The 14,974-nt window shown below is 65.4% G+C and carries 25 protein-coding genes; all 25 read left to right on the top strand.

The window, feature by feature from the left end; all coding sequences use genetic code 11:
* Positions 1-29 precede the first annotated feature (29 nt).
* Complete coding sequence (locus AB0N02_RS42995; RefSeq protein ID WP_363959975.1) at positions 30-446, top strand: DUF6221 family protein; 417 nt, start codon at positions 30-32, stop codon at positions 444-446.
* A complete protein-coding gene (locus tag AB0N02_RS42990) occupies positions 443-745 on the top strand; it encodes a hypothetical protein (RefSeq protein ID WP_363959876.1) in 303 nt (100 codons plus the stop codon). Before AB0N02_RS42995 ends, AB0N02_RS42990 begins: the two co-directional genes overlap by 4 nt.
* A 39-nt stretch (positions 746-784) precedes the next feature.
* Positions 785-1,222: a hypothetical protein gene (locus tag AB0N02_RS42985; protein ID WP_363959873.1), complete on the top strand. Its 438-nt coding sequence runs from the start codon at positions 785-787 to the stop codon at positions 1,220-1,222.
* Between the two features lie 279 nt (positions 1,223-1,501).
* Positions 1,502-1,816 (top strand): hypothetical protein, encoded by a 315-nt coding sequence (locus AB0N02_RS42980; protein WP_363959870.1) that lies wholly within the window; start codon positions 1,502-1,504, stop codon positions 1,814-1,816.
* 82 nt (positions 1,817-1,898) lie between these two features.
* A complete protein-coding gene (locus AB0N02_RS42975; RefSeq protein ID WP_363959867.1) occupies positions 1,899-2,039 on the top strand; it encodes a hypothetical protein in 141 nt (46 codons plus the stop codon).
* 118 nt (positions 2,040-2,157) lie between these two features.
* Positions 2,158-2,928 (top strand): hypothetical protein, encoded by a 771-nt coding sequence (locus AB0N02_RS42970; RefSeq protein ID WP_363959864.1) that lies wholly within the window; start codon positions 2,158-2,160, stop codon positions 2,926-2,928.
* Positions 2,929-3,862: 934 nt separating this feature from the next.
* The gene (locus AB0N02_RS42965) at positions 3,863-5,533 is read left to right on the top strand and encodes a TROVE domain-containing protein (RefSeq protein ID WP_363959860.1); all 1,671 of its coding nucleotides are present in this window, start codon (positions 3,863-3,865) and stop codon (positions 5,531-5,533) included.
* Between the two features lie 146 nt (positions 5,534-5,679).
* Positions 5,680-5,910, top strand: a complete 231-nt coding sequence (locus AB0N02_RS42960) for a helix-turn-helix domain-containing protein (protein ID WP_363959972.1) — start codon at positions 5,680-5,682, stop codon at positions 5,908-5,910.
* Positions 5,911-6,187: 277 nt separating this feature from the next.
* A complete protein-coding gene (locus tag AB0N02_RS42955) occupies positions 6,188-6,568 on the top strand; it encodes a hypothetical protein (protein WP_363959857.1) in 381 nt (126 codons plus the stop codon).
* A gap of 31 nt (positions 6,569-6,599) precedes the next feature.
* Positions 6,600-7,334 carry a hypothetical protein gene (locus AB0N02_RS42950; protein ID WP_363959854.1) on the top strand — a complete coding sequence of 245 codons (735 nt, stop codon included), beginning with the start codon at positions 6,600-6,602 and terminating at the stop codon, positions 7,332-7,334.
* Positions 7,331-7,669, top strand: a complete 339-nt coding sequence (locus AB0N02_RS42945; RefSeq protein WP_363959852.1) for a hypothetical protein — start codon at positions 7,331-7,333, stop codon at positions 7,667-7,669. The genes AB0N02_RS42950 and AB0N02_RS42945 overlap by 4 nt, the downstream gene beginning before the upstream one ends.
* Complete coding sequence (locus tag AB0N02_RS42940; RefSeq protein ID WP_363959849.1) at positions 7,669-7,992, top strand: hypothetical protein; 324 nt, start codon at positions 7,669-7,671, stop codon at positions 7,990-7,992. Before AB0N02_RS42945 ends, AB0N02_RS42940 begins: the two co-directional genes overlap by 1 nt.
* Entirely contained in the window at positions 7,989-8,285 is a 297-nt protein-coding gene (locus AB0N02_RS42935) for a hypothetical protein (protein WP_363959846.1), read from the top strand. Before AB0N02_RS42940 ends, AB0N02_RS42935 begins: the two co-directional genes overlap by 4 nt.
* Entirely contained in the window at positions 8,282-8,479 is a 198-nt protein-coding gene (locus AB0N02_RS42930; protein WP_363959843.1) for a hypothetical protein, read from the top strand. The genes AB0N02_RS42935 and AB0N02_RS42930 overlap by 4 nt, the downstream gene beginning before the upstream one ends.
* A complete protein-coding gene (locus tag AB0N02_RS42925; protein ID WP_363959840.1) occupies positions 8,476-8,664 on the top strand; it encodes a hypothetical protein in 189 nt (62 codons plus the stop codon). The genes AB0N02_RS42930 and AB0N02_RS42925 overlap by 4 nt, the downstream gene beginning before the upstream one ends.
* A 101-nt stretch (positions 8,665-8,765) precedes the next feature.
* The gene (locus tag AB0N02_RS42920; protein ID WP_363959837.1) at positions 8,766-9,479 is read left to right on the top strand and encodes a GIY-YIG nuclease family protein; all 714 of its coding nucleotides are present in this window, start codon (positions 8,766-8,768) and stop codon (positions 9,477-9,479) included.
* A 173-nt stretch (positions 9,480-9,652) separates the two neighbouring features.
* A complete protein-coding gene (locus AB0N02_RS42915) occupies positions 9,653-10,456 on the top strand; it encodes a BRO family protein (RefSeq protein ID WP_363959834.1) in 804 nt (267 codons plus the stop codon).
* A 256-nt stretch (positions 10,457-10,712) separates the two neighbouring features.
* The gene (locus AB0N02_RS42910; RefSeq protein ID WP_363959831.1) at positions 10,713-10,856 is read left to right on the top strand and encodes a hypothetical protein; all 144 of its coding nucleotides are present in this window, start codon (positions 10,713-10,715) and stop codon (positions 10,854-10,856) included.
* Between the two features lie 29 nt (positions 10,857-10,885).
* Positions 10,886-11,119 carry a hypothetical protein gene (locus AB0N02_RS42905; RefSeq protein WP_363959828.1) on the top strand — a complete coding sequence of 78 codons (234 nt, stop codon included), beginning with the start codon at positions 10,886-10,888 and terminating at the stop codon, positions 11,117-11,119.
* Positions 11,120-11,191: 72 nt separating this feature from the next.
* On the top strand, positions 11,192-11,560 hold the full coding sequence (locus tag AB0N02_RS42900) for a hypothetical protein (protein ID WP_363959825.1): 369 nt from the start codon (positions 11,192-11,194) through the stop codon (positions 11,558-11,560).
* A 54-nt stretch (positions 11,561-11,614) separates the two neighbouring features.
* Positions 11,615-12,265: a hypothetical protein gene (locus AB0N02_RS42895; protein ID WP_363959822.1), complete on the top strand. Its 651-nt coding sequence runs from the start codon at positions 11,615-11,617 to the stop codon at positions 12,263-12,265.
* A gap of 34 nt (positions 12,266-12,299) precedes the next feature.
* Positions 12,300-13,271, top strand: a complete 972-nt coding sequence (locus AB0N02_RS42890) for a hypothetical protein (protein ID WP_363959820.1) — start codon at positions 12,300-12,302, stop codon at positions 13,269-13,271.
* Between the two features lie 26 nt (positions 13,272-13,297).
* Positions 13,298-13,606: a hypothetical protein gene (locus tag AB0N02_RS42885; protein ID WP_363959817.1), complete on the top strand. Its 309-nt coding sequence runs from the start codon at positions 13,298-13,300 to the stop codon at positions 13,604-13,606.
* A gap of 10 nt (positions 13,607-13,616) precedes the next feature.
* On the top strand, positions 13,617-14,297 hold the full coding sequence (locus AB0N02_RS42880) for a hypothetical protein (RefSeq protein WP_363959815.1): 681 nt from the start codon (positions 13,617-13,619) through the stop codon (positions 14,295-14,297).
* On the top strand, positions 14,294-14,974 hold the full coding sequence (locus AB0N02_RS42875) for a hypothetical protein (protein WP_363959812.1): 681 nt from the start codon (positions 14,294-14,296) through the stop codon (positions 14,972-14,974). The genes AB0N02_RS42880 and AB0N02_RS42875 overlap by 4 nt, the downstream gene beginning before the upstream one ends.

The raw sequence follows: 14,974 nt of genomic DNA, 5'->3' as shown, positions 1-14,974 counted from the left end.
CGGGTGGCGCCCCATGGGCAGCGGATGAAATCCCTGGCTGCATCCACGTCGAGGCTCGCGCTATCGCGCAGAACTACCACCTGCGCAAGCTGGGGTACGTAGGGACGGTTCAGCATGAGTGGGACAGGCGGCACATCGCCCGCCACGACCCGGCTCGCGTGCTGCGCGAGGTCGGGGTCAAGCAGAAACTGCTCGACCAGTACGAGCGGCTGCTGCGCGCTGAGGAGGCCCACGCCGCCGCGAAGGCGGAACTGGACGCCGACGTTGAGCACGAGAACCGAACCGGCGTGTGGGCCGGGGAGGGCCTGCCGAGCGTCCGCCTCCAGGCACTGCGCCGCGAGGACGACTACCTCACGGCGATGCTGTCCGTACTCGAAGGACTGGTGAAGGCCGAGGCCGCCGTGTACTCCGACCACCCCGACTACCGGCAAGAGTGGAAGCCGTGACCACGCTGAGAATCACGGTCACCGACGTGACCGAGGATCAGTACAGCGCCGTCGTGCAGGCGCTACGCGACGCTGGACTGCCTCCCAGCCAGTGGAGCATCAAGACCCAGGAGGCCGAAGCCAACCCGTCTGGCCCTGCCCTGTGGGTCGCGCTCGTCCTGTTCGCTGTTGCCATAGCGATGCTGCTGGCATGGATCTGGGCGGGAGAGTGGAGGTTGGGCATCACAGCCCTGTTCCCGTTCGTCGTGGGGTTCATCAGCTTCGGCTTGTCGATCTCGAACGGGAAGCGGAAACCGTAACTGCCTGCGAGAGCCACAGCTACCAGGGAAGATGGGTTGGTGAGTGAAACCCCCGACTTTCGCGTCTACAGCCTCGACGAGTTCTCCGAGAAGGTAGACGCGGACTTTCGCGCCCGGCGTCGCTTCTACGACAACAACGTCATCGCCGACACGGTATGGGACGGCTGGCGTCTCGACCCAGACCGCCTCGCACTGGAGCTCTTCGACACGAACCAGCGCAGCACCTATGAAGTCGATCTGAAGCAGTGCCTTGACTCTGCGCAGATCCTCGACTGGCTGGTCCAGTTATCCAGCAAGGTCTGGGGCGAGCATGACATGGCAAAGGTCACTACTGGACTGCTCCGAGCCTTCGACGACATCCTCCACCTGCAGGCCAACGTGTGCTCCGAAGGCGCCCACAGAGTGCTAACCAGCCAGCGGACGCGCGAGCTGGTCTCGGTCTTCCTGCAGCGCTTCCACACCGGAGAGCAACCATAAGACCTGGCCCAGCCCGGCCCGAAGGACAAACGGGGCCAAGTAACGCCACTGAGCCATCGCCCTCTCTAGGAGCCAAGTGTTCATCACAACCAAGGCCAGCGACTACTACCACCTGACTGAGGAGTGCGAAGGGTTTCAGGCAGGCCGTCGAGGCAGCGAACAGGCCGGATACACGCTCCACGGCATCCTGCCAGTGACCGAGGCAGACGCCTGTGCAGCAGGCAAAAAGCCGTGCAGGCAGTGCGTGACGACGGCAGCTCCTTCAGGGGAGGCGACCCGATGAGCGATACGCGCATCGTCATCCACATCGTCGGAGTCGAGTCCCTGGAGATCGCCGTGAGCCTCCTCGCCGCAGCCGACGCCCGCCGTATCGGACGCTCCCGCCAGTTCGCCGTAGACGGACCCACCATCACAACCACCCAGGCCGAGGCCATCCACCGCCTCGCCGACGAGGAAGGCGTCTCCGTCACCCCTGGCGACATCCCTGAATGGTGGAGGATCACCGCCGAGTACCAGGAGATTCCCGAGATGAGCTTCAACGAAGCCGATGCTTGGTGGAGCGCCAGCTACAAGAACCCGGCGGCCAAGCTGTAAGGGAACCGTCCCGCAGCTGAGAAAATGACTCATCATGGTCGAATCCCCTCCTCTCATACTCAGCCATCCACGCCTGCCCGGAGTGCAACTCCACCGCGGCCCCCGCTCAGGCAGGTCCTACCTGCTGGCCATCGGCGTAGAGCTCGATGGCGAGCAACTCGTCGATGTCGGCACCTGGCTCGCTCAAGAGGGCCGGGAAGAACTGGAGCGCTCCGGACGCTAGAAAGCGGAAACGGCTCCCCGCTGTCCTCGGAGAGCCGCTCCACCACCTCGACCGCCTCGCCGACCACCGCTGATCACGAAGCCTCCTGCAAAGCGTACGACCTCGGGGAGGCTCCACCGTGTACGACGACATCGATTCCTGGTGCCAGGGCCAGTGCATGAACGCCAACCGGCGTAAGGTCCGCACCTACCAGCACGCCCTCGCCACCTACGACGCCGAGTCGAGCCGGTGGCACGCCCCGCTCGTTCTGCCGGAGCCGCCGGCCACGCCGCGCCTGGCCTACCCCATCTACGGTGAGCCCGTCTACTGCTCCGCCTGTGTCTACGGCATCAAAGCCCAGTTGTCGCAGCTGGATGTGCTGGCGTGCGTCTACCTGCGCGAGTGCGACGGGATGCGCGGGGCATCCTCCGAACCGCGCGTGTCCGGCTCCGCGGAACCGCCCTCCCCGTCACCCGCCCTGGACGAGCTGGACGCCCTCGACGGTTGGTTCCGCTCCTGGCGGGCCGACTACCTCAAAGTCGACTCTTTCGCCCGGCAGGGCCTCCTGGTGGACTCCCTCACCTACGGCTGCGCGTGGCTGACCGCCCGCGCTGAACGCATCCTCGGACGCGCTGAGGTGGCCCAGTTGTTCGGCGACGAGGTCATCGAGTGGCACAACAAGCTGTCGGGCGTAGCCAAGACGGAACCACGCCGTGTCCCTAAGACGCTGCGCTGCCCCCAATGCCACCTCGCGACCCTCTCCCAACTGGAGGGCGAGGACCGCATCGAGTGCCGCAACAGCAGCTGCGGAGAAAACCGAGGCGGCCCCAAGGTCATGACCCTCGACGAGTACGAAGGTCACGTCGCCGACGCTCTCCTCGCCGTCCAAGCCGTTCGGCGGGCATCATGAGCGAGTCCTGCCCCACTTGCCTCGGCCGCGGAACCCTGCCCGACCTCAAGACGTGCACTCTGCCGGACTGCGGACGCGAATTCCGGTGGCAAGACGACGGCCGCGGCCGGGAACACCCCCGCGAGGATTCCGCCTACTGCTCGACGTCCTGCCGGCGGGTCGCCGCCCAACGTGCTTACCGCCGACGGCGCGCCGCGTAATCGCATCGCTCGGAGGGATGCGATTACATTTCCCGACATCGTCTAAGACGCCCGGAAATCCAGGTGTGGCACCTCAGGGGAATCGGTAGCGTTGCACGCAGTTCATCGGGCTTGGAGTAGGTGCGGGTCGAAGGACATCGGTTATCAGGCTTGGATTCGCCGGTGTCTGCCCTCATATCCGCTCCCACTCCCGGCTCGATGAACTGGTCAGGTCTGGTGCTGGCACGGGTCGAAGCATCATCGGTTATCGCTTTGGGAGCCGGATGTCGCGGGTTCGAGTCCCGTCGCCCTGCATTCGCGGGGTGTAGCTCAGTTGGCAGAGCGCCGTAAAAAGCCGGTGGGCATCCCCACATCCGTGCCGGTTCCAGACCTGATCGTTCGTCAGCCTTGTCGGCGGTGCGGGTCGAGTATCGATCGGTTATCGCCTTCCAAGCGGGTGACGCAGGTTCGAATCCTGCCGGGCCTACCGCGCAGGCCCGTCGTCTAGCGGCCCAGGACACCTAAACGCCGGTCGGAGCCCCCACATCCGCACCGCCGACAAGGCTGACGAGCAGGGGGAGAGCGGGTCGAATCCGGTCGGTTATCACTCACAGTGAATGCAGGTTCAAATCCTGTCGGGTCAGCTCGCCTGGCCCGTCGCCCAACTTGGCAGGGCACAGCCGGCCGGAGCCACCGCATCCGCTCTCCCCTTTCCCATATCCGCCCCCAGGCGGGTCGAACAAAGGAGAACACTGATGGCCCGTGACCCCCTCGCTGGGATCTCCACGATCGCAACGCCGCAGAACCAGCGCATCCCCGGCCGCACCGACCAGGTCCTCAACAACGCCGGCGGGTACGTCTTCGACAAGGACACCTGGACCCGCCTGGAGGACTTCCTCATCCTCGGCACCACCGGCGGCACCTACTACGTCGGCCAGGACCAGCTGACCGCAGAGAACGCCGACGTGCTGTTCGCCGCGATCGCCGAGGATGGCTCCCGCGTCGTTGACCTCGTCTGCGACATCTCCACGGCCCACCCGCCGCGGGCACCCAAGCAGCGTCCGGCCATCTTCGCTCTCGCCGCGGCGTTCGCCCGTGGTGACCTCGACACCCGCAAGGCGGTCAAGGCTGCCTTCCCTCAGGTCGTCCGCACTACGGATCACCTGGCGATGTTCGTCGGCTACCTGAAGAATCTCGGCGGCAAGCCCTCCCGCAACGGCACGAGCCTCGTCGTCGGCCGCGCTCTTCGTACGGCCCTCGCCTCGTGGTTCCTGCGGGACGAGCCCGACGCGGTGGCGTTCCGCGCCTGCAAGGCCATGCAGCGCAAGACGCCCAGCGGGGAGGCGTTCTCCCTACGCGACGCGCTGCGCATCGCCCACCCGGCCGCGGACACCGACCAGCGTCGGATCCTGTTCGGTTGGATCGCCGGCAACATCTCCGACGACGAGGCCCGCGACGAGCTGCCCGCCGTCGACAGGTTCCTCACCGCCAAGGCCGTCACCACGCCAGCGGAGGCGATCCGCGTCGTCACCGAGGCGCGGGTGCCGTGGGAGTTCCTTCCCGACGCCATGCTCCGTGAGCCCGCGGTGTGGGAGGCGCTCGTCGACACCGTCGGCATGACCGCCCTCATCCGCAACCTCGCGAGGATGACCCGCATAGGCACGCTCAAGCCCATGGGCGACGCCACCCGGAGAGCGGTCGCACGCCTCACCAACGCCGACGCACTCCTGCGCGCCCGCATCCACCCCATGGACGCCTGGCTCGCCCTGCGTGTCTACAACTCCGGGCAGAGCCAGCCCAACCCGCGAGCCGACCGCCACACCTGGCAGCCCGTACCAGCCATCTCCGACGCCCTGGAGGAGACCTACGAGCTGTCCTTCGGCACCGTGCAGCCGTCCGGCAAGCGGCTCCTCGTCGCCGTCGACTCCTCCGGCTCCATGAGCAGCAGCGGCCCCTACGGCGTCAACGTAGGCGGCTCACCAATCGGCACCCCATACGAGGTGGGCTGCGCCATGGCCGTCATGCTCGCCCGCATCGAGAAGGGCAACGTCCACGTCATCGACGTCGACACGTCCGTCCACGCCTCCAAGGTGACTCCGCGCACGAACCTGCGCGAGATCGCCTCCTGGCGGCCGTCCGGCGGCGGCACCGACCTGTCGCTCCCATTCACCTGGGCACAGCGCGAGCATCTCAACGTGGATGGCATCATCTGCTTCACCGACAATGAGACCTGGGCAGGCCGCTCCCACGCTTCCCAGGCCCTCACCGCCTACCGCAGAGCCATCAATTCGAACGCCCGCGTCGTGGTCGCCTCCATGGCAGCCAACGGCTACTCCATCGGAGACCCAGCCGACGCCGGAGTGCTGAACATGGCAGGTGTGGACGCCTCCCTGCCGATGGTTGTCAACGGCTTCATCCGCAGGTAATTCTCGGGGCGCGCGAGGGGAGGAGATACGTCCTCTCGCGCGCCCAATAGACAAGATCAGGTTTTTCTGCAACGATAGCTCTCGACCGCAGGTGTGCCCTTTGGAGGTTCTTCTCCGAGGGGCTTTTTTCGTTTTCGGGGGTGACCATGCCTCCCGAGATCGATCCAGACATTGACCCCTCCGAAGTCGTCACTCCCTCGCAGGCCGCGGAACGTTTCGGCATCCCGGCAGGCACTGTCCGGTCGTGGATCTCTCGCCGAAAGATCAAGCCCCTCGGGACGATCGGCCGCTACAACGTCTACGACTACCGGGTCCTCGCACGGATCGAGTACGAGATGAACTACCTGCCCGATGAGGCCAAAGCTGCCGTCGCCTAGACACCTTTAGACATTCCCAGACGCGCACCTGGCGGGGTGCGCTGCTCCGCGGACTTCCCCGTGCCGTGTTGAGCTCGTGGCGGCCGGCCCTGGATCTGGCGATGGGCCAGGACCGGCCGCCACCCAAAAACGCACGCTGTTCACGGCGGCGTGCTGCGTGCCGCTGAGCTGGAGTCCCCCGACAACACGCTCGCCACGCAACGTGGCCCGGCCTCTCTGCAGGGGGTGCGGGAGGCCGGGCCACACCCCAACCCTCCAAACCCCCTGGAGACGATTCATGACCATCTGGCAGGCACTCTTCGGGGTGCTGTTCTTCCTGGCCGCTTGTGCCGCACTCGCAGGTTGTGTTGGCCTGTACAACCTGATGCTGTCCGACAAGGGCACCCGCTGGTGGGCGCACGCCGCAGTCTGGCTGGCCAGTGTCGTGAGCCTCGCGCTCCTCGTCGCCATCGCGGTGAATAGCGGATGGATGACCGGACGCCGCTACAGCCGGGAAATCAGCATCTCGGTGCAGCAGCCACAGCCCGTACCGACCTCCACAGTCAAGCTCGACCTTCCCGGCACTCCCACAGCTGAGCAATGCCGCCGCGCCGTCAACGAGGGGCAAGCCAAAGGCTCTGTCCCCTCGGGCGTGACCATCGTCGCCGAGTGCTACTAACCCTCTGCTCCAACCCCCTTGGAGAACCCGCATGTCCGAGTACCGGAGTCGCACTGACCGCTACGTGCCCGACAAGCTCTTCCTTGACGGCCGCCCTCACTACGCCGAGATCGGCTTCACCAGAGACATCGAGACCGGCCGCAAGGAGACCCTCAAGGCCCGAGTCGCGCACGGCCTCGCCGACGAACTCAACCGGGAAAGCCACTGGCAGTGGGGCGACGTGTTCGGCGACGGCTCGCACTGGTCCCATTTCAGTGGTCACCACGTACAGATCGACGTCGCTTTCCGCACTGAGAATCGCCGCGAGGTGAACGACTGGAAGGGCCGCGACGAGATCCGCGCCGAAGGCGAGTGGACGCTCGCGCTGAACCGGCAGCCCTGCTGGGAAGGTGTCATCGCCCCTGACCCTCTCGTCACCCTTCGGAAGATTCCCGACATCATTGAGCAGCTCCTCAACCATCCGGCGATCGACTGGCTGGACGACAAGCCCGCCGCCGAGCAGCTCCTCGGCAGACGCGTCTACTACGAGCGGACACCCGCCGTGGTGTCGTCTGTATCCGTGCTCGACCAGGGGTGCGTCATGCTCCGGCCGGTTGGTGTCGAGGTTTTCCCACCCGCTGCGTATGAACTCGACGGGGACGACGACGGCGACGTCTCCGAGCGCCGCACCTACAAGGTGGATTTGCTGTCGCCGCACGTGTGGTGGTGGCGCAACAGGCTGTACGGGGGCGAAGTGGAGGCGGCCACGCCCGAGGCGAAGGCGTGATCCCCGCCCGCTACCGGAGCCGACCGGTCGAACCCACCCAGGTGGAGGCACTGCTTCTCACTGAGGACAACCTTCAAGAGGTCGCCGACTGGTGGAACGACTTCCCCGCCAGCACGCTCACGAGGCACGGCAGAGCTACGGTTGACACCTACGAGGACTTCCATCGGACCTTCGAGACTCACACCCCGGACGACCCGTCGCTGTGCTCCTGCCTCACCCCTGTAGGGGAGGGCACCGCAAAGGACAACGGCCCTTTGGTATGGGAGCCGGACTGCAAAAGGTGCGGTCGCCCCCTCACCCAGGAGGCGCTTGACTCCCTGAAGGGGCAGGCCTGATGCGCATCCAGATCCTGACCTTGCCCTCGGTCGTCGTCGGCGAGAACGTCGAGGAGCCCTTCGCCCTCATCGTCGACCAGTGCGGCCCAGTCACCGTGCCTGCCTCCAACGATGCCGAGATATGGCAGCGGTTCAAGCAGGACTGCGGAGCCCGCGCGATCCTCGTCACTGACGAGACGGTCGAGATCGTGGACCCGTACCTTCAACATGTCGCGGATGCCGATCACTTTGACGATCCGGATGCCCTCGGGAAGAACCTGGAGGAGCGCGAACGGCTGCTGAAGAGGGTCCGGGAGAACGCGGGCTTCGGAAGCGTCTCGTGAGGTTGTTCTTCCGCCGCCACCGGGGCTCCCAGAGCGTGCGCGGCCCGCGCGTCTCGATCAGCATGTCGCCGGATGCTGATCCGGCGCAGATCGCACGAGAGCTGAGCTTCGTCATGGCAGGGCGCCCGCGTCCTGAACGCCTCACCGCCCGCCAGGTCCTCATCGACTCCCTCAGGAAAGACGACTACTTCGTCCAGGAGCCCGACCACAGGATCGGATGGCTCGCCAACCAGCTCCTGCTCGACCTCGACGAGGCAGGGCTGGAAATCGTCGCCGAAGAGGACGTCGAGTGATGATCGTCGTCTCTATTAGCTGGTACGACGGCGAGTTCCACCACGAGTTTTACGGGCCATTCACCGTACGAGCAGACGGCTCGCACCTCGCGGAGGTCGAAGAGTTCATGAAGCGGTGGATGAGAGAAAACGACGGCCGCCACAGCACGATGGTGCTTCACCTCGTACACCCACACAAAGCAGTCGGAAGATGAGCCGCGAGTATCTCCGCCTGTCGGTTGGCGCAAGCCTTTCCTCCAGTACCGACGAGGAGATGCTCGCCCACCGCCGCCTGTACGAACGCCTCGTCGGACGGCTCACCAAGGTCGTCGAGGACCCGGAGTTCGAGCCCATCCGGTCTGTAGTTCTGGGCAGCGGCCTGTACTGGCTGGGTGACTAACTTTCTGCCTCACGTACCCTCACAAGATCCTGCGGTTCGCTACCTCAGGTAGAGCGCCCCGAGTCTCCCGGCTCGGGGCGCTCGCATTTCCGGGAGAAACAATGCAATGGGTCTGCCCGTCCTGCCACAAGAGTGCTGCGCTGGTCGACTTCTCGGGCGATGAGCTACAAGTCATCGGGTGCATCGAGTGCGACTGGAATCAGGTGCTGCAAGCAGACAGCTGGGGTGAGCATCGATGCGTCAACCCTTGCGAGTCTGGCCGAAGATGTTCTCAGTCTGCAGGCCTTGGCGGACGTTGCTGGCAGCATGCGCGCAAAGAAGCGGCCTGGGAGTCGGTATATCGCCGATTCCGTAACGCAGGTGACGATGAGATCCCTGAGGCATATCGCCAGATCTTCACGCGAGCATTGCTAGACGCGAACATCGTGATCCGCGACGAAGAGCACCAAAGGCAGCTCCAAAAACGAGCCGCAGAGCAGCGCGTTCAACCTGAGCGGGCACCCTCGCTGATCTACTTCGTGCAGCGTGAGGGACTCATCAAGATCGGCGTAACGACCAACCTTACTAACCGTCTTAAGGCGCTCAGCAGAGGGTCATGTATGCCGCCAGGCATGACCGTTGGCCCTGTCGAGCTACTGGCAACCGAACCTGGAGACCGTTGCGTTGAGGGGCGCTTGCACACTAGATTCCGCAAGACGCGAATCCAGGGAACAGAGTGGTTCCGTCCATCGAAGGCGCTACGTAACTACATCGATGACTTGACGCGGATCCAGAAGGATCCAAACCACTTCTTCCGCCGAATTAACGCGGCGTGATAAATGAAGTCAAAGGTGGGCGACGCTGCCGCTCTGGCACTCGGCTCAACCAGGAATTGAATGCCCAGACTGGTAAAATAAAGGTAATTCGGGCCTTCTGAATGAAGGTGCCCTGACGGCCGCGCGAACGGTCCGACAGGGCTTGCCGATCAACTCCGTAGCAGGAGATCGACATGACAGAACTTAGCTTCTTCGCAGGTCCGTCAGCCAACCTCCACGGCGAGTCTGGCGTGGTTCGCTACCCGGAGACCGGTCAGTCTCTCCGTTGGGTACGACTTGATGGCGTCCTGTGGATGCACTTCGGGGACATCTGCAAGGGCACCGGACACAGTAACCCGCGCTCTGCGATCCACCTCGTAGAAGAGGAAGACAAGCGCAAGATCGACATGCGGACCATTTCCGCAGGTCAAACCGCCGTAAGGTTCCCGACGCCGGGCACTGGAAACTCCGAAGCATGGTTCGTCAACGAGGACGGGTTCGCCACGATCGGTCTCGCCGGTCGGGGCGACGGGCCAAAAGTGTTCCGCCGTTGGGTCGTCAAGGTCGCCATCCCACAGCTTCGCCAGACAAAGCGCGACGTAACCCGCAAGGAACTGGCGCTGATGATCCTTGCCGCCGAGGAGGAGCTAGAGCGGGCTCACCTTCAGATTGAGGCGGACAAGCCGAAGGTCGAGGTCTTCGATGCCTGGTTCGATCCGGAGAACGCGGTGGAGACCACGGACTTCGCCAAGCGTCTCGGTCTCCGATCGGCGCAGGAGCTGAACAAGCTGATGCAGCAGTGCGGAATCGTCCGTAAGGACACCAACCCGCGCACCCGTCAGGCCCGGAACCTCCCGACCGCCGACTGGGTCCACTGCTTCAAGGTGGTACCAACCAGGATTCCGACCGGCGCCTTCGTAGACGTGGCCTGGATCCTGCCCCAAGGGCAGCTTGAGATCGTCGAAGAACTCCGCAACCACGGGCTGATCGATGTGTAGTCGTGTTCTTCGGCCTGGCTCCTTTGTCCGCGGGGTCCGGGGCCAGGCCGAGCTAGACCCGGGCGGGCAGCTCCCGATGAAAGTCGGCCTTCGCGGTTGCTCGCCCGGCACCAACCCCTGACCGACCTGGAGTATGTGCATGCCTGTCGACTGGCCACACCCTGTCCCGCCCGCTGTCGGAGTGGTCGTCCACTACGTGGATCAGGCTCTCCCAGGCGAGGAAGCCGTCCCATGCAGGGCAGCGATCGTCACCGAGGTGACCGTCCAGCTGGCCGGAGAGGCCGCAGTCGGCCTCGCAGTGCTTGAACCCGACCGGATGTTTTTCTGCCGCGGCGTCACACAGGATGAGGCCGGCGGCGATTCGCGCGGCGGCACCTGGCATTGGCCAGAGCCCGCCTGATTGTCAGTGCCGTCTCGTAGCCTCACCCCGTGTCCGCAGTCCCGCCTCGTCCGCCCCTGGTGCTGTACGGGAGCCGTACAGCATGGCTACAGGCGTGGCGCCGCGGCGAATACCAGCGGCTGGCGCTGATCTTCTGGGACGCCTCGGACGACTACCGCCGCTACGTGGTCGAGCGGTGGGTTCCAGCAGCCGACATCGTGGAGATCGAGGGCGAGAACTACGCCCGCGTACCGCGGCTGCACACTCCGCTCAGCGACAGCTGACTTCCGCACCACCTGAGGGCCGTCCACAAGGGCGGTCCTTTCGCATGCCCACCTTCTCCCGCTTGGAGCCTCGTGCCTGTCGACCCGTACCTGACCGCTCATATCCGCACCGCCCCGGTGCACATGACCAGCCCCGGCTACAGGAATTTCCTCACCTGGCTGGGCACTCAGGATCTGGAGACCCAGGGCTGCGTCTACGAGTGGGAGACCGCCTCGTCTCTCCCGCCGGGCGAGCGCGTGTACGCCAACCACAGGGTGCTCACCCTCTGGGATGAGAGCCCGCTCCGAGGCGTGGCGGCCGTATACGACCTCGATGGGAACGGTGACCGCATTCCGCTGACCGGCGGGGGCGGCTATCAGACGCACGACGTCGAGGTCACTCTGACCTCGCTGCCCAGTAACACCGGCACGATCGGGGATCCGGACCCCGAGCTGCCGTAACCGCCGCCCTCCTGGGCGCCTTGACCATTCTTGACGCCCAGGGAGGGCTTGGCTGTGGCCGTCACTGTCTACACCTACGGGCAGCTCCAGAAGAGCCTGCTGTCCGGGTTGCTCAATTTCAGCAGCGACACGATCAAGGCGATGCTCCTGTCGGCCCACACGGTCGGCACCACGTTGGATACCGCCCAGTTCCTCAACACGGTCCTGGCCGCCGGCACCGAGGCGAGCGGTTCCGGCTACACCACGGGCGGCGCCACCCTGGCCAGTAAGACGGTCACCTACACCGCGGCCAACAGCTGGGGCGTCCAGCGCGCCAACTCCACGGCCTACACGGTGGGCGACGTCATCCGCCCCGTGAGCGCCAACGGGTACGTCTACCAGGCTGTCGTGGGCGGCACCTCCGGCGGCTCGGTCCCGACCTACCCGACCGTGATCGGTACGACTGTCACTGACGGCGGCGTCACCTGGGCATGCCAGGGCACCGGCGTCCTGGTCGCGGACGCCGCTGACCCGTCCTGGACCACCTCGAACCCGGGCACACTGGCGGGCGCCTACATCGTGTTCTACAAGGACACCGGTACCGCTTCCACGTCGCCTGTGATTGTGCTGTGGGACCTCGGCGGCACCCAGACCGCCAGCAACGGCGGCACCTTCACCCCAACCCTGGACAGCACCGAAGGCCTGGTCGCGATGTTCACCAACTGACCCCTTCAAGCACGCGCTGAGGGAAGGGGATCGAGTGGCGACACGTCACAACCTCTGCCAGAACCCGGCATTAGCCAACAACAACAGCGGCTGGGGCGGCGCTAGCACGCCGGCCCGGGTCAGTGTCAGCGGGTTCGGCAGGTCGACCGCCGCCGAATACACGGCCGGCTCCTACGGCGCCACCGCAGCGACCTCCACCGGCGCTGTCACCGTAGGCGCCACCTATACGCTTTCTGTCTACGTGCGGACAGTGTCATCGCAGGTCAACTCGGGGACGTTGTTCATTGAGTGGCTCAACGCTGGCGGTAGCGGATTCGGTTACCCATCTGCCAACTACACCCTGTCCACCCAGGTCCTCACCCGGCTGTCGATCACTGCGACCGCACCAGCCAACGCGGTCGCCTGCAGATTGATTGTTGACGGAATCAACTTTCCGATCAACACCACCCATATCTCGATGGTGCTGACCGAGGAAACCGCCACCCTCGACACCTACTTTGACGGTGACACCGCTGGCGCCACCTGGGACGGCACACCGGGTAACTCCGCCTCGACGTTCGTTGACTCCGCCACCATCACCGCCACAGGCACCGCTGGAGCCATCCGCCTTCGCCCTGGAAGCGCCACCATCACCGCCGCCCAGGCCGCACCTGTCTCCGCCGCCGCAGGCACGGTACGGCTACGCGCTGGCGCCGGCCAGGTGACAGCCGTTCAGAATGCCTCACCGGCCGGCTCGTCAGGCCGGATCGTCACCCGGGCAGGCTCAGGAGCAGCGACCGCAGCCGCGGCCGTTGCCCTCACCGGAGCCGCAGGCAGCATCCGCCTCCGGGCCGCACAGCCCCTCATCACGGCTGTTCAGCAGCAAACGCTCACCGGACGTGCGGTATCCATCCGGGTACGCGCTGGCCGCGGGCAAGTCGCTGCCCGCACCCCATCTGCCGGAGACATCGCGATCCGCCTTGGCGCGACCCGCCGCGGCTGGGCTGCCCGCTCTTCTCGCCGCTAGCACGTGCTTCTGCTGGGAGGTGACGTGTGGCGATCGAAACCTGGCCTAGAGAGACCTGTGAGTATCTGTCCGTAGTAGTCGAAGGCGACAGTAACCTCGACAGTCTCCCAGTCCAGATGACTGTTCTCGCTTACGGCATCCGCCCCACCGATGCTGATTGGGAGACCGCCGAATGGGATGTCGATGATGACGGCGCCACCGTCGCCAAGATCAAGATGGGTCCCGGTACGCCTTTTGACTTCAGCGTGACACCCGGCCCCAAGGTCCCCTGGGTGAAAGTCACAGCCTCTGAAGAGGTTCCCGTCCTCGAAGGCGAGCCCATCCGTGTCACCTGAGAGGAGCGGTGTGTCTGACCTGCTGATCATCGTGCCGTCGAGAGGACGCCCCGGCAACATCGCCGCACTGCACGACGCATGGAAGGCCGCCACGGCAGGCGCTGCTGCCCTCCTGGTCGCTGCGGACGATGACGACCCGATGCTGGAGGAGTACCGGTATGTGTGCCGGTCCCGGCAGATCGAGCTCACAGTCGGACCTCGTCTGCGCATGTGCCCCACCCTCAGCAAGATCGCTGTAGAGCGGGCACCGCACCACTTCGCGGTCGGCTTCTTCGGTGACGACCACCGGCCTCGAAGCCACGGCTGGGACCGTCGGTACGTCGACGAGCTCCACGGCCTCGGCACCGGCATCGTCTACGGCGACGACCTCCTACAGCACGACCGCCTCCCCACGCAGGTTGCGATGACCTCCGACATCGTCCAAACCCTAGGGTGGATGGCGCCGCCCGGCCTACTTCATCTGTGGGTCGACAACGTGTGGAAAGACTTGGGCCAGGCCATCGGCCGGCTCCGCTACCTGCCGGACGTCGTGATCGAACACATGCACTACCTCAACGGCAAAGCCGCCGAGGACGACCGGTACCGAGAGGTCAACAACTCCGCCGCGGCCGAGGCCGACCGGCTCGTTTACGCAGCCTGGCTGGAGCACGACATGCCCGGCAACGTCGCCAAGCTCAAGGCCCTGCTGTGAAGCTGATCTCCTTCAGCCTGTTCGGCCCGCAGGAGTTCTACGTCGCCGGCGCGCTGGCCAACGCCCGCCTCTGCGCCGACCTCTACCCAGGCTGGGTATGCCGGTTCTACGTCGGCGACTCCATCCCTCAGGAGGCCCGCGACCAGCTGGCCGCCCACACCAACGTCGAACTCGTCCCGATGCCTGGCGCGGCAGAGAACTGGTTCTCCACGTTCTGGCGCTTCCACGCCCTCCGCGACGAGGCCGCAGAGGTGGTGATGTTCCGCGACGCCGACTCCCGGCCCTGCGAACGCGAGCAGGCTGCAGTCCACGAGTGGCTCGCCTCCGACAAGCAGTGGCACGTCATGCGCGACCACCCCGAGCACGGCATGCCGATCCTCGCCGGCATGTGGGGCGCTAAGCGAGACGGTGCCCGCGTTTCGGCGGCCCTGCTACCGGAAGGGCATGACGGGGTGGAGCGCTGGCAGGCCGATCAGCTGTGGCTGGCCCACCAGGTCTACCCGGTCGCCAAACGCTCCCTGATGGTCCACACGAGCCCTGAGAGCCCCCAGTTCGAGCCGGCCGGGTTCGACGACAAACGAGACTTCCCCACCCCTCGACAGCCCGGCAGGTTCGTCGGCCAAGGCTGGTACGGAGACGACACCCTTCGCATCCCGGCTGACGCCCTGCGCGTGTAA

This window comes from Streptosporangium sp. NPDC051022, from assembly GCF_040683035.1.
In the GTDB taxonomy this organism is placed as follows: Bacteria; Actinomycetota; Actinomycetes; order Streptosporangiales; family Streptosporangiaceae; genus Streptosporangium.
Note: the sequence above shows the minus strand (reverse complement) of the source record. Positions and strands in the feature narration are given on the sequence as shown.